The sequence below is a fragment of the Streptomyces sp. SID14515 genome, assembly GCF_010548505.1.
GTDB classification, from domain to species: domain Bacteria; phylum Actinomycetota; class Actinomycetes; order Streptomycetales; family Streptomycetaceae; genus Streptomyces; species Streptomyces caviscabies.
Genome location: NZ_JAAGMH010000065.1, coordinates 164,225 through 177,895, shown reverse-complemented (window position 1 = coordinate 177,895; position 13,671 = coordinate 164,225). Strand labels below are relative to the sequence as shown.

The following is a 13,671-nucleotide window of genomic DNA, read 5'->3' as shown; positions in this document are numbered from 1 at the left end:
AGTGAGGGACGGCTCAGCACCGAGGTCGCATCCACGCGGAAGTCACGGGCGGCAGACATGCCGACAACGTCGTGACCGTGTACGGGCCAGGGCCGTACCGCGCGATGATCGCGGACCTCAGATGCGCAACGTCCACCTCTATCGGAGACAACAGGACCCGCTCAGCGTAGCCGAGGATCTTGTAGGGCGTCGAGGGGATTTCTTCGGGCGGACTTCTCTACGGGGCGTTCTGCGGGGCCGGGGCGGGGGTCGCGGCGGAGGCGGGGGTGTCCTCGTTCTCCGGCGATTCCGCGGGGACGCGCTGGCCGGGCAGTCGGACATCGGGCGGCACCACGGGGGTCCGGCGGACGGCGAGGGTGCCGAGGACGGCGGCGAGGCCGGCGAGGGCGAACCCGTAGGGCGGGGTGGCGCCCATGGGATGGGTCTCGTACACCAGCGCCGCCGAGAGCACGATCAGGACGGCGGACAGGCGGCCGTACTGTTCGGTCGCGGCGACGACGGCCATGCCCCACAGCAGATACCAGGGCTGGACCATGGGCGAGAGGGCGACCAGGGCGAGCAGCGAGAGGCCGAGCGCGTGGGCCGGTGTCACACCGCCGCGCATCGCACGCCGGGCCAGCACGAGGATCAGGCCGAGCGCGATCGCCAGGCCCAGTGTCTGGACGGCGGACTTGACCGGCGTCGCGTCGACGTCCAGGACCAGGTGGGCCAGCTCGCCGAGTCCGAGGCCGATGTCGCTGGTGACGGAGAGCGCGGTGTGGATGTTCGCGGCGACGCCCTGGGTGTGGAGCCAGCCGAATCCGGTGCCGCTGATCAGCGTGGCCCCTCCGGCGACCGCGCAGGCGATCAGGCCGGGCGCGAGGAGCCCCTTGGCCCAGCGGCGCCACTGGGGGCCCGTCGCGGAAGCGTGCACGAGGACGCCGATGAACAAGAGCGACACGGCCGCCGGTGACTTCACCATCATGGCGAGTCCGATCAGCGCGCTGCCCGCGATCCACTTTCCGCGCAGGGCGAGCACGAAACCGGCAAGCATCAGGCCGATCATCAGCCCGTCGTTGTGCATGCCGCCGACGACATGGATCAGCAGCAGCGGGTTGAGGGCTCCCAGCCACAGGGCGCGGCTCTCGCTGCGGCCGTGTTCCCGTGCGAGGCGGCGCAGGGACCAGACGATCAGGGCGAGGGAGAGAAGTGCGACGACGCGCATCGCCAGGACGGCGGGGACGATCGTGCCGCCGGTGGTCCAGGCGACGGCCGCGGAGATCAGCAGGAAGAGCGGCCCGTAGGGGGCCGGGGTGTCGCGCCAGTGGTTGCCGACGCTCGCGGCGGCGTCGCCGCCGATCCCGCCCGGGTCCAGGGCAGAGGGGCCGACGGTGTAGACGTCGTGCCCTTCGACGACCATCGATCCCTGAGCGATGTAGCTGTAGACATCGGCGCTGTAGAGCGGGGGCGCGAGCAGGAACGGGGCGGTCCACCAGGCGAGGGTGACGAGGGTGTCGCGGACGGTGGAGGCGGTCTTGCCGTACTGCCACCAGGCCACGACGAGCACGGTCAGTCCGGCGTAGGCGAGGACCGCGGCGGCGGCCTTCGCGGTCGGCCCGTGGTCGGTCCACAGCCCCCAGGGGTCATGGACCGGCAGCTTTCCGGCGAACCAGCCGCCGGCGACGACCGCCAGGGATCCTGCCGCACCCAGCCGACGGTGTCCGACCGCACTCAAAGCCCACATGACCGGCCAACCTATCGGACGGCCGGACCTGCCCCACAGCCGCTCCCCCGGCCGGCCGGGCGCCCGGAGCAGGTCCGGGCGCCCGTGGCGTTCAGCCGGCGAGCGACTGCGTGAGGGCGGCGAGGCCGTCGGCGTAGATGCCGTGGAAGAGGGCGGCGGCCTCGTCCTCGCCGATCCCGTCCGGGGTGAAGGTGCCGGACCACTCGACGAGCGCCCGGCCCGGCGCCGAGCCCTCGCGCACGGTGATGGTCGACAGGTAGCCCGTGACCGGGAACGGGGCGCGGAGGATGGAGTAGCTGTAACTGCGCGCCGCGTTGTCGAAGGCCTCGAGGCGCTCGACGATGACGCCGCCCTCCTCGTTGACGAGGGTGCGGACGCGGCCGCCCTCGCTCAGCTCACTGGTCGGGATGTACGGGAGCCAGTCGGGCAGCGAGTCGAAGCCGCCGATGAGCTGCCAGACGCGGTCGGCGGGAACGGGGAGTTCGGTGGAGGCGGTGGTGCTGGTCATGGGGTGACGTCCTTGATGTGGTCGAGCGCGCGTGGTTCAGGCGGTGGGGACGGGGGCGTCGGCGGAGATCAGCTTCTCCTCGCGCAGGGCCGCCCAGAAGGCCGCGGGGACCTTCTCGTCGAGAGCGGCGAGGTCCTCGGCGATACGGCTGGGCCGGGTGGCGCCGGGGATCGCCGCCGCGGTGGCCGGGTGGGCCAGGGCGAACTGGAGCGCGGCGGCCTTGATGCCGATGCCGTGCTGCTCGGCGAGCGCCTTGAGACGCTCCACCTTGGCGACGATGTCCGCGGGCGCCTTCTGGTATTCGAAGTGCGCGCCCCCCGCGAGGATGCCGGAGCTGTACGGTCCGCCGACGACGAGGTCGACGTCGTGTTCGGCGGCCGCCGGGAGGAGCCGCTGCAGGGCGCGGTCGTGGTCGAGGAGGGTGTAGCGGCCGGCGAGAAGGAACGCGTCGGGGCGCGGCTCGTCGAGGTCGAGGGTGAGTTCGAGCGGCTCGACCTTGTTGACGCCGAGGCCCCAGGCCTTGATGACGCCTTCCTCGCGCAGCCGGGTCAGGACCCGGAAGGCGCCGGTGCGGGCGCTCTCGTAGGCGGCGAGCCACTCGTCGCCGTAGAAGTCCTGGGCGACGTCGTGGACCCAGACGATGTCCAGGCGGTCGGTCCGCAGCCGCTTCAGGCTGTCCTCGATGGAGCGCAGGGTGGCGTCCGCGCTGTAGTCGTTGATCATCTTGTTGGGGCGGCCGTGCTCGAAGAGCCCGCCCTTCTCGCCGAGGTCGCGGGCGGCCGGGTCCTCGGTCTCGTCCAGGATGACCCGGCCGACCTTGGTGCTGAGGACGTAGGCGTCGCGCGGGTGCTGGGCGAGGACGTCGCCGAGCCGGATCTCGGAGAGGCCGGCCCCGTAGAAGGGGGCGGTGTCGAAGTAGCGGATGCCCTGGCCCCAGGCGGCCTGCACGGTGGCGACGGCCTCGTCGTCGGGGATCGCCCGGAACATGTTGCCGAGCGGTGCGGTGCCGAAGCCGAGCCGGCCGGGGAGGAGGTGGGTGATGCTCACGTGTGGGTCCTTGACTCTGCGAAGGAGCCGACCATCAGTGCGTCTTTGATCCGGAAAGATCCGGTTGCGCACACTCTGTCGGCCTTACGCATTCGAGGTTAGGATCGGACGTTGAGACTGTCCAAGACTTGTTTGGGCTGACTTGAGTCTCCGAAGGTCTTACGAGGACGTGACATGCTCGATCTCCGCCAGCTCCGCTATTTCGTCGCCGTCGCCGAGACGGAACACGTCGGCCGCGCCGCCGAACAGCTCCACATCTCCCAGTCGCCGCTCAGCCGGCAGATCGCCCAGCTGGAGAAGGAGCTCGGCCTGGTCCTGTTCGAGCGGGACCGGCAGCGGATCCGTCTGACGTCCGACGGCCATGTCTTCCTCGCCGAGACCCGGGCCCTGCTCACCCACGCCGGGCGGCTGGAGAACCTGGGGCGCCGGCTCGGACGGGGCGAGGAGGGCGGGCTCTGCGTCGGCTACGTACCGGACGCCATGCACACGGGGCTCCTGCCCGCCGCGCTGCGCACGCTGCGCCTGGAGCGGCCGGGGATCCATGTGGCGCTGTACGGACAGCAGAGCACCGAGCAGTTCGAGGGGCTGCGGCAGCGCAGCCTGGACATCGCCCTGGTCCAGGAGCCGCCGACGGAGGACGACCCGGATCTGCGCTCGGCGCTGCTGCTGGAGGACCCGCTGCTGCTCGTGCTGCCCGCCGGCCATCCGCTGGCGGACAAGGCGGACCTCGTGCCGGAGGACCTGGACGGGCAGCCGTGGATCGCGGTGGAGAGCAGCCACGACCCGGGCCGGCACGACGCGTTCGTCGCCTCGTGCGTGGCGGCGGGCTTCACCCCGGACATCACGCTGGACGCCGCCGAACCCCTCACCGCGCTGGGGCTCGTCGCCTCCGGGTTCGGCCTGGCGCTGGTGCAGCGGAGCATGGTGCGCGGCACGGCGCCCGGTGTGGCCGTACGCGAACTGCCCTGGCACAGCGGGTCCGCACGGCTGTGGGCGGCCTGGCACCGCGTCGATCTGCGGCCCGTGGTGGGGGCATTCCGCGCCACAGTGCTCGACGCGGCGCCCGGGTAAAGCCGTTGGCGAGAACATCGGGGCGTGTCAGGCTTCACCCGTAACCGAAGGGGCGTAGCTCAGCGGCCAGAGCGGCGGTCTCCAAAATCGTATGTCGCAGGTTCGATTCCTGCCGCCCCTGCCATCACCACCCGGCCCGCGTCGCCACCGGTCCCCCGTCAGCGCACGTCGCCGCGCCAGTCCCATTGGCGGCTGTCCGGCGACCGGGGACCGTACTCGGCGCGGCCGCCCGGTCCATAGGCGCCGATCTCCGTGACCAGCCCGACCCCGTCGCGCAGGTCCGCGTCGCCCCAGCCGGTGACGTCGAGCAGCAGCCCGTCGAGCGGGCCGCCGACCAGCTCGCGGTAGTCATGACCCGGCCTCGGCCCCGGGTGGGGGTCGTCGTGATCGGTGCCGTACACCCGTCGCAGCCTCATCAGCTCGTCCATGCGGGCAGCATCCCACCGGGCACTGACAACGGCTCGGTACGAGGGTCCATCCGGCCACCTCCCGCCGCCCCGCCACCCGTCCGGACCGGCGGGCGGAGGCGTCGGAAATGGACGCGCGCCCGCCCGGTGGCTGTGGCACGCTCCACCGATGACCCTTCCATCGCGCACGGTCCCCCTGTTGGAGCAGTTCGACTTCGCCTGCGAACGGCTTCTCGGCCGGCTGGCCGGGCCCGTCATGGACAGCGGCAACGGCGTCGACATCGGCGTCACCCCGCTCGGCGACGACGAGTACCTCTGGGAACCCGTGCCCGACTGCTGGTCCGTGCGCCGTCGCGGCGACGGCCCCGGGGCGCGGGCGACCGTGCTGGCGGGGGCCGGGGACTGGGGGCGGGACGCGGCGGACTCCCCGCATCCGTTTCCGCCGCCGTTCACCACCATCGCGTGGCGTCTGAGTCACCTCACGGAGATGCTCTCCCTCCGCGCCGAGTACACCGATGGCGGACGCGCGCTCACGCGCGACGACCACCGCACCCCGGGGGACGCCGCCGGGGCCGTGGCCGCCTTCGAGACCGCGTCCGCCGCCTGGCGCGAGGCCCTGATCGGCGCGGACGACACGGCCCTCGACACCATCGGGTACAGCACGTATCCGAACGGCAGCGACGCCGAGGAGCCGTTCGTCGACATCGTCTGGTGGGTCAACCAGGAGGTGCTGCACCACGGCGCCGAGATCGCCCTGCTCCGCGATCTGTACCGCGCCCGGCCGTCCTGAGCCCCGCCCCGGCGGCCGGGCGACCGCGGTGGCCCTCTCGGTCGCCGCAGTCGCCGCTCGGGGTCGCCCGCCATATGATTCAGGGACTAAACGCACCGCGGAGCGGCACATGAACCGGCGTCGGAATCCCCGCTCAGCCAGTGCCGAAGACCTGCTCAACACCTTGCAGGACCTCACCGCCCGCGCTCGGCGCGAAGTGGAGTTCCACCAGGCCAGGGTGGAGCTGGCGCAGGCGCTCCAGCGCGACATGCTTCCGGCGACCCTGCCCACGCTGCCCGGCCTCCAGGCCGCGGCCCGCTACGCGCCCGCCCGCCACGGTCTGGACATCGGCGGCGACTGGTACGACGGTTTCGCGCTCGCGGACGGGGCCCTCGGTTTCGCCATCGGCGACGTACAGGGGCACGACGTCGAGGCGGCCGCCTTCATGGGGCAGGTCCGCATCGCGATGCGGGCCATCGCGGGCACGGCGTCCGACCCGGGCGAGGTCCTGGGCCGGACGAACGATCTGCTGCTGTCCGTGGACTCGGGGCTCTTCGCGACCTGCACCTTCCTGCGGCTGGACCCGACGACCTGGGAGCTGCACAGCGCGCGGGCCGGGCATGTGGCGTGCGTCTGGGCCACCACGGAGGGCCGGTCCGGCATCACGGAGGACCCGGGCGGCATGCCGCTGGGCATCGAGCCCGGCGAGTGCTACCCCGTCACCCGGCGCACCCTCGACTCCGACGGGGCGATCGTGCTGCTCACCGACGGGGTCGTCGAGGGGCCGTCGCTGCTGATCGAGGACGGTCTCGAACGGGTCCGCCGGCTGGTCGCCGCGCACACCGCGGCGAGCGCGGCGCAGCTGGCCGACGAGGTCCTGGGCGCGGCGGAGGTGACGGGGCACGAGGACGACGCCGCCGTACTGGTCCTGCGGCACGCGGCCTCCGGGCGCGGACCGCGGTGACGCCGGGCCGTACCGCGCGTGTCACCTGCCGACTCCCGTCGCGGTCGGTGTCTGATGAGTGGTGTGATCCGCAGCAAGGAAGCCAGACGTCGGGCCGTGTACGTGGCGCAGGTCCTGGGCGTGGCCGGCGCCTACTACCTGTCGGGGCGGCTCGGGCTGCTGCGCCAGGTCGTCGTGGACGGCGCGGTCGTCACGCCGCTGTGGCCGCCCACCGGCATCGCGCTGGCCGCGCTGCTGTGCCTGGGCGCCCGGGTCTGGCCGGGGATCGCGCTGGGCACGCTGGTCACGGTCTCCGAGATCGGCGACGCGTTCACGGTGAGCCGTCTGGCCATCATGTTCGGCAACACGATCGCGCCGCTCGCCGCGTACGCCCTGCTGCGGAAGGTGGGCTTCCGCAGTGATCTGGTCCGGCTGCGCGACGGGGTCTGTCTGGTCTTCCTCGGCGCGTTCGCGGGGATGCTGATCAGCGCCACCCTCGGCAGTTTCACGCTGCTGCTCGATGACAAGGTTCCGCCGGGACGGTTCTGGCTGGTCTGGTCGTCCTGGTGGGCGGGCGACGCGATGGGGGTCCTGGTGGTCACCCCGGTGCTGCTGGTCCTGCGCCAGGTGCGACTGCCCCGGCCCGGCGACCGGTGGCTGGAGGCCTCGGTCCTCGCGGTCGTCGTGGTGCTGTCGTCGCTGATCGCGACGCGCAGCTCACTGGGGATGATCTATCTGGTGTTCCCGGTGATCATCTGGGCGGCGCTGCGCTTCCAGCTGCCCGGCAGCGCGCCGTGCGCCCTGGTCGTCTCGGTGCTCGCCATCCTCGCCGGCACGGATGCCCTGGGGCCGTTCGCGGGGCACAGCCTGATGGAGATCATGGCCAACCTCTCGCTCCTCAACGGATGCGTCGCGCTCACCGCGCTGCTGCTGGGAGCGATCGTCGCGGAGCACAAGAACATCCGCCGCGAGACGGAACACGCCGTCGAGGAGCTGGAGGCCCTGGTGGAGCAGCTCGCGCCGCTGTCCGGGCCGACCGCGGCGCGGTACGGGGACAGACCGCGGCGGCACGGCCCGCTGGACGGCGGCCCCCACACCGATCGCCCGTAGCGCCGGTCCTCGCCCGGGCCCCGGCGCCGGTGTCAGTACGGCAGGGGGCGGCCGGACGGGGTGCGCAGATCGAGCGGCGGCGGCCCCGAAGGGGGCGGGGGACGACGGACGGCGACTCGGATGCGGCCCATTGCCACCACCTCCTCCTGGTCAACCGGTATGTGCCCAGCCAGGGCCGCTTCACACTTCCCGGCTCCCCCGGACTCCGGCCGGCATCGACGCCGCGTGGCGGAGCGGATGCGGGCCGGGCCCGGTGCGGTGACCCTTGATGTGCGGGGGGCGCACAGTCGAGGAGGAGGACGCATGTCCGCACTGGACAAGATCAAGAAGATGCTCAAGGGCCACGAGGACCAGGCCGGCAAGGGCGTCGACAAGGCCGGCGACATGGTCGACGACCGCACTCAGGGCAAGTACAAGGGGCACGTCGACACCGCCCAGGACAAGCTCAAGCAGCAGCTCGGAACGGACCGCGACCAGGACGGACCGCCCCGCGCCTGAGCCCGGCGGCCGGTGACCGGCCGCCACCCGTCCCGCACACCGGTCTGTGCCACCGAACGCGTTCGGTGGCACAGACCGGTGTGCGGGGTACGCCGGGCCCGCCGCTCACAGCGCCGCGACCGGACCTCCGGCGGAGGTCCGCGGGGAAAGGTTTCCGGGGTTGCCCACCGGATTCTTGTTATCGTCCCGCCCGCACCCCATCTCCCGAGTGTGGGAAGTGACAGCACCCGACCCCGGAAGAGTGAGCACAGCATGGGCAAGGATCACCCGACGGTCTTGATCGAGGCGGCGCGGAGCGGCGACCAGCAGGCCAAGGACCAGCTCGTCTCGGCGTACCTGCCGCTGCTGTACAACGTCGTCGGACGTGCGCTGGACGGTCATGCGGACGTGGACGACGTGGTGCAGGAGACGGTGCTGCGCATGCTCCGGGGCCTGCCCGAACTGCGCGACCCGGAGCGTTTCCGTTCCTGGCTGGTGGCGATAGCCATGAACGAGATACGCACGCACTGGCGCGAGAGGCAGTCGGGGGCGATACCGGCGGACCGGCTGGACGCCGCGTACGACCTGCCGGATCCGCGCGCGGACTTCGTCGAGGTGACGATCCTGGAGCTCGGCCTGACCGGCCAGCGGCGGCAGGTGGCGGAGGCGACGCGCTGGCTGGACGAGGACGACCGCGCCCTGTTGTCGCTGTGGTGGCTGGAGACCGCCGGGCACCTGTCCCGGGCCGAGGTGGCCGCCGCTCTCGAACTCTCCCCGCAGCACACCGCCGTACGGGTGCAGCGGATGAAGGCGCAGCTGGAGGCGGCGCGGGTCGTGGTGGGCGCGCTGGCGGCCGATCCGCCGTGCGTCCTGCTGGAGGACATCACCGCCGGCTGGGACGGCGTCCCCTCCGCCCTGTGGCGCAAGCGGCTGGCCCGCCACGCCCGCGAGTGCACGGTGTGCTCGGGGCACGGCTCGGGGCTCGTGCCCGCCGAGGGGCTGCTGGTGGGTCTCGCGCTGGTGCCGGTGGCCGCGGCGGCGGGAGCGGGGGCGGCTCCCGAGCTGCTCGCCACCGCGGCGCATCTTCAGGCTCCCGGGCCGGGCATGGACAGCGCCGGGGCGGGGCGCGCCGAGCGCAGACGGGTGCAGGCCCGACGCCGGCGCCGCAACTCGGCCGTCGCCGCCGTGGTCGCGGTCGCGGCGCTGGGAACGGGCGGCGCGGCGGTGCACCTCTACACCGACGGCGACGAGCGGGACGCGACGACCATCACGGCCGACGCTCCGGCGCCCCGCTCCGAGGCGCCCGCATCGGCCTCGCCGACCTCGTCCCCGTCTCCCTCCGCGTCCGCGTCCGCGTCGCCCAGCACCTCCCCGTCGCCGAGCCCCTCGCGTACGCCCAAGGCGAAGCCGAAGAAGAGCACCCCGCCGCCGCCGGCGCCCAGCTCGGCCGCCCCGGTCCCGAAGCCGGCCCCGCCTGCGCCCGCGCCGCCCGCCCCGGCGGGGACCGCCGGTCAGGTCACCGAGCTGGTCAACGCGGAACGGGCCAAGGAGGGCTGTGGTCCGGTGACCGTCAACGATCAGCTCAACACGGCCGCGCAACGGCACTCCGCCGACATGGAAGCCAACGACTACTTCTCGCACACCTCGCAGGACGGCAGGGATCCGGGCGACCGGATCACCGCCGCGGGGTACCGGTGGTCCACGTACGGCGAGAACATCGCCAAGGGCCAGCGGACCCCGGCCGATGTGATGCGGTCCTGGATGGACAGTCCGGGGCACCGCGCGAACATCCTCAACTGCTCCTTCAAGGAGATCGGTGTGGGGAAGGTGGACTCCGGCGGCGGTCCTGTCTGGACGCAGGTGTTCGGGGCCCGCTGAGTCCGCACGTGGGCGGGAGCCGAGGCACGTGATACGCCGTCGCACCGCGGCGCGGCGGCGTCGGGGTCCGGGTAGGGTGCCGGAGTGTCGCACCCGGGCCTCGTGAACCGGCCGTGATCAGCGGCGGCCTCTAGGATGCGGTCATGATCGCTGAACTGGAGTGTGTGGTCCTGGACTGCCGCGACCCGAAGGAACTGGCCGGCTTCTACGCGTCGTTGCTCGGGGGCGAGGTCGACCGTCCCGACCGGCGGTGGGGGTGCGACGCGGACTGGTCCACGCTGCACACACCCGGTGGGCTCGTCCTGGCCTTTCAGCGGGTGGCCGACCACCTGCCGCCTCGCTGGCCCGGCCAGGACCCGCCCCAGCAGTTTCATCTGGACTTCGGCGTCACCGACCAGGAACGGGCACACGAAGAGGTCCTGGCGTGCGGAGCGTCCCTCCTCGACGCCGGGGACGAGGCGCGCGGCTGGCGGGTGTACGCCGATCCCGCCGGACACCCCTTCTGCCTGGTACGGCACTGATTCCGCGTGGTGGTGCGCGGGGCGCTACGTCTCCGCTCCCGCGCCCCGGGCACGTCCGGGGCTCCTCCGGGACGGCCGGTGACGGCCGCCCCGGAGCCCACCGTGCTCATCGCAGCGCGAGTGTCAGCGCCGTACCGAGGCAGATCGTCACGCCCACCGCGCCGGCCGATACGGCCACGCAGCGGGCCCGGAGCCGGGCGTAGCGCTCGGTGTACTCCGCGCGCAGTTCGTCCGCGCGGTCGCGGATGCGGGTGAGCGACTCCCGGGACGCGGTGACGCGTTCGGCGATGAACACCCGCTCGACGTCCTCACACTGTGCCGTGGTCAGCCAGGGCAACTGGTCGGTGAATCGGCGTGCGTGCCGTCGCGCCTGCTCGACCTCGGCGTTCCACAGCAGAAAGCCCTCCAGCTGGGCCAGGCCCCGGGCGCTGTCCTTGTCGGGTTTCACCGTCCTCCTCTCCGTCGGGTCGTCCGGGTCGGGGCCGCTCTCACTCCTGCTTGTCCCCCGGGGCGACGATCGTGGAGTTGTCGGGACGGGTGGCGGCTTCCTCCAGGGAGCGGACGGCCGGGTGGTGCAGGTCGAACGCCGGGGATTCGGAACGGATCCGCGGCAGCGTCACGAAGTTGTGCCGCGGCGGCGGACAGGAGGTGGCCCACTCCAGCGAACGGCCGTAGCCCCAAGGGTCGTCGACCTCGATCTTCTTGCCGTACTTGGCCGTCTTCCAGATGTTGTAGAAGAACGGCAGGATCGACAGGCCGAGCAGGAAGGAGGAGATGGTGGAGATCGTGTTCAGCGCGGTGAAGCCGTCGGCGTCGAGATAGTCCGCGTAACGGCGCGGCATGCCTTCGGCGCCGAGCCAGTGCTGCACCAGGAACGTGCCGTGGAAGCCCACGAACAGCGTCCAGAACGTCGCCTTCCCGAGTCGCTCGTCCAGCATTTTCCCGGTGAACTTCGGCCACCAGAAATGGAATCCGGCGAACATCGCGAACACCACCGTGCCGAACACCACGTAATGGAAGTGGGCGACGACGAAGTACGAGTCGGAGACATGGAAGTCCATCGGCGGTGAGGCGAGAATGATCCCGGTCAGCCCACCGAACAGGAAGGTGACCAGGAACCCGATGGCCCACAGCATCGGGGTCTCCAGGGACAGCGACCCCTTCCACATCGTGCCGATCCAGTTGAAGAACTTCACGCCTGTCGGTACGGCGATGAGGAACGTCATGAACGAGAAGAACGGCAACAGCACCGCGCCCGTCACGAACATATGGTGCGCCCATACGGTCGCGGACAGACCTGCGATGGCGATGGTGGCCGCGACCAGGCCGATGTAGCCGAAGACGGGTTTGCGGCTGAAGACCGGGAAGATCTCGGTGACGATGCCGAAGAACGGCAGGGCGATGATGTAGACCTCGGGGTGGCCGAAGAACCAGAACAGGTGCTGCCACAGCAGTGCGCCGCCGTTGGCCGCGTCGAAGACATGCGCGCCGAATTTACGGTCGGCCTCCAGCGCCAGCAGGGCCGCGGCGAGGACCGGGAAGGCCAGCAGGACCAGGACACCGGTCAGCAGGACGTTCCAGGTGAAGATCGGCATGCGGAACATCGTCATGCCGGGTGCGCGCATGCAGATGATCGTGGTGATGAAGTTGACCGAGCCGAGGATCGTGCCGAAGCCGGAGAAGGCCAGACCCATGATCCACATGTCGGCGCCGATGCCCGGCGAGCGGACCGCGTCGTTGAGCGGGGCGTAGGCGAACCAGCCGAAGTCCGCGGCGCCCTGCGGCGTGAGAAAGCCGGCCACCGCGATGAGCGAGCCGAAGAGGTACAGCCAGTACGCGAACATGTTCAGCCGCGGGAACGCCACATCGGGCGCGCCGATCTGCAGCGGCATGATCCAGTTCGCGAATCCGGCGAACAGCGGCGTCGCGAACATCAGCAGCATGATCGTGCCGTGCATCGTGAACGCCTGGTTGAACTGCTCGTTCGAGAGCAGCTGGACACCGGGCCGGGCCAGTTCGGCGCGCATCACCAGGGCCAGGAGCCCTCCCACGCAGAAGAACGCGAAGGAGGTGACGAGGTAGAGCGTGCCGATCGTCTTGTGGTCCGTCGAGGTCATCCACTTGATGATGGCGTTGCCGGGTTCCCCGCGCCGTACCGGCATTTCGTCCTGTTCGGCGGTATCGGTCTCCACCGGTTGCGAGATGCCCCTCGTCGTCACTACGACGCTCCTTCGATCGACGGCCCGTGTGGACTCGGCGACCAGAATGGACCCCGGGCGATCGGTGCGGTGGGACATCCTTCCCCGTCCGCCGCGAGCGGCCGACAAGGACACTCAAATGGCCTACGGCGAACGCTCCGTCCTAGGCCGGCACAACCGAAAGCGCACTTCAACGTCCGGGAGCCGATCGGATATTCCCTCGCGGAGAACGGAATAGCGTCTCCGGCCCCGGAGTTGGTGAACCGACAGAACCACTTCCCTCCTCACTTCTCTTCGCTTCTCTCCACTTCTCTCCAGTCGGCTAGCTTCGGAAGGTCGGATCCATGAAAATCGGCATCATCGGCGCGGGCAACATCGGCGGCAACCTGACACGGCGTCTGACCGCCCTCGGGCACGAGGTCGCTGTCGCCAACTCCCGCGGCCCCCACACGCTCACCGCCCTCGCCGAGGAGACCGGGGCGACGCCGGTGACCGCGTCGGAGGCGGCCAAGGGTGCCCAGGTAGTCGTGGTAACCGTGCCTCTCAAGGCTGTGCCCGACCTGCCCGACGGCTTTCTCGACGGCGCGGCGGAAGGCGCCGCGGTCATCGACACGGGCAACTACTACCCGCAGCAGCGCGACGGCCGCATCGCCGCCATCGAGGACGGGCTGCCCGAGAGCCGGTGGACGGAGCAGCAGATCGGCCACCCCGTGATCAAGGCGTTCAACGGCACGTACGCGCAGGACATCCTGGACCGGGGCCGTCCGCAGGGCACTCCGGGCCGGCAGGCGCTCCCGGTGTCGGGCGACGACCCGACGGCCAAGCAGACGGTGCGCGACCTCATCGACGAGCTGGGCTTCGACACCGTCGACAGCGGCGGCCTGGACGATTCGTGGCGCCAGCAGCCCGGCACCCCGGTGTACGGCAACCAGGGCGACGTCGACGCCATCGTCAAGGCGCTCTCGGAAGCGTCGCCGGAGCGCACGGCGGAGTGGCGCGCCTGACACCGGGCGTCACAC

General features: G+C 71.4%; 14 protein-coding genes and 1 tRNA gene. 9 read left to right on the top strand and 6 right to left on the bottom strand.

Translation table 11 applies throughout. The features are described 5' to 3' along the window. Positions 1-217: 217 nt before the first annotated feature. The 3 genes from mptB to G3I54_RS12160 form a co-directional block, all read right to left on the bottom strand. Positions 218-1,723: a polyprenol phosphomannose-dependent alpha 1,6 mannosyltransferase MptB gene (mptB, locus tag G3I54_RS12170; protein ID WP_164613940.1), complete on the bottom strand. Its 1,506-nt coding sequence runs from the start codon at positions 1,721-1,723 to the stop codon at positions 218-220. A 91-nt stretch (positions 1,724-1,814) separates the two neighbouring features. After that, positions 1,815-2,231 (bottom strand): SRPBCC family protein, encoded by a 417-nt coding sequence (locus tag G3I54_RS12165; protein WP_164613938.1) that lies wholly within the window; start codon positions 2,229-2,231, stop codon positions 1,815-1,817. A gap of 36 nt (positions 2,232-2,267) precedes the next feature. Continuing rightward, complete coding sequence (locus G3I54_RS12160) at positions 2,268-3,278, bottom strand: aldo/keto reductase (protein WP_164613936.1); 1,011 nt, start codon at positions 3,276-3,278, stop codon at positions 2,268-2,270. 174 nt (positions 3,279-3,452) lie between these two features. Here G3I54_RS12160 and G3I54_RS12155 point away from each other — a divergent pair, with 174 nt between their 5' ends. Beyond that, positions 3,453-4,349, top strand: coding sequence for a LysR substrate-binding domain-containing protein (locus G3I54_RS12155; protein WP_164613935.1), 897 nt, complete (start codon positions 3,453-3,455; stop codon positions 4,347-4,349). Between the two features lie 48 nt (positions 4,350-4,397). Continuing rightward, a tRNA-Trp gene (locus G3I54_RS12150) sits at positions 4,398-4,473 on the top strand. 34 nt (positions 4,474-4,507) lie between these two features. On the opposite strand, the gene G3I54_RS12145 is transcribed toward G3I54_RS12150, so the two are convergent. Further along, positions 4,508-4,777, bottom strand: coding sequence for a hypothetical protein (locus G3I54_RS12145; protein WP_164613933.1), 270 nt, complete (start codon positions 4,775-4,777; stop codon positions 4,508-4,510). 148 nt (positions 4,778-4,925) lie between these two features. On the opposite strand from G3I54_RS12145, the gene G3I54_RS12140 reads away from it, so the two are divergent. The 6 genes from G3I54_RS12140 (at position 4,926) to G3I54_RS12115 (ending at position 10,454) form a co-directional block, all read left to right on the top strand. After that, complete coding sequence (locus G3I54_RS12140; RefSeq protein ID WP_164613931.1) at positions 4,926-5,546, top strand: DinB family protein; 621 nt, start codon at positions 4,926-4,928, stop codon at positions 5,544-5,546. A gap of 109 nt (positions 5,547-5,655) precedes the next feature. Further along, on the top strand, positions 5,656-6,489 hold the full coding sequence (locus G3I54_RS12135; protein WP_164613929.1) for a PP2C family protein-serine/threonine phosphatase: 834 nt from the start codon (positions 5,656-5,658) through the stop codon (positions 6,487-6,489). 63 nt (positions 6,490-6,552) lie between these two features. Continuing rightward, positions 6,553-7,578, top strand: coding sequence for an MASE1 domain-containing protein (locus G3I54_RS12130; protein WP_343240316.1), 1,026 nt, complete (start codon positions 6,553-6,555; stop codon positions 7,576-7,578). A 303-nt stretch (positions 7,579-7,881) separates the two neighbouring features. Continuing rightward, positions 7,882-8,076, top strand: a complete 195-nt coding sequence (locus tag G3I54_RS12125) for an antitoxin (RefSeq protein ID WP_107414640.1) — start codon at positions 7,882-7,884, stop codon at positions 8,074-8,076. A 252-nt stretch (positions 8,077-8,328) separates the two neighbouring features. After that, entirely contained in the window at positions 8,329-9,933 is a 1,605-nt protein-coding gene (locus G3I54_RS12120; RefSeq protein WP_164613925.1) for a sigma-70 family RNA polymerase sigma factor, read from the top strand. Between the two features lie 143 nt (positions 9,934-10,076). Next, complete coding sequence (locus G3I54_RS12115) at positions 10,077-10,454, top strand: VOC family protein (protein ID WP_164613923.1); 378 nt, start codon at positions 10,077-10,079, stop codon at positions 10,452-10,454. Positions 10,455-10,560: 106 nt separating this feature from the next. Here G3I54_RS12115 and G3I54_RS12110 read toward each other — a convergent pair whose 3' ends face one another. After that, complete coding sequence (locus G3I54_RS12110) at positions 10,561-10,902, bottom strand: hypothetical protein (protein ID WP_164613921.1); 342 nt, start codon at positions 10,900-10,902, stop codon at positions 10,561-10,563. Positions 10,903-10,942: 40 nt separating this feature from the next. Then, positions 10,943-12,616 (bottom strand): cytochrome c oxidase subunit I, encoded by a 1,674-nt coding sequence (ctaD, locus tag G3I54_RS12105; protein ID WP_164614132.1) that lies wholly within the window; start codon positions 12,614-12,616, stop codon positions 10,943-10,945. 380 nt (positions 12,617-12,996) lie between these two features. Between ctaD and G3I54_RS12100 the strand changes: the two genes are divergently transcribed. After that, the gene (locus G3I54_RS12100) at positions 12,997-13,656 is read left to right on the top strand and encodes an NAD(P)-binding domain-containing protein (RefSeq protein ID WP_164613919.1); all 660 of its coding nucleotides are present in this window, start codon (positions 12,997-12,999) and stop codon (positions 13,654-13,656) included. The last annotated feature ends 15 nt before the right edge of the window (positions 13,657-13,671 follow it).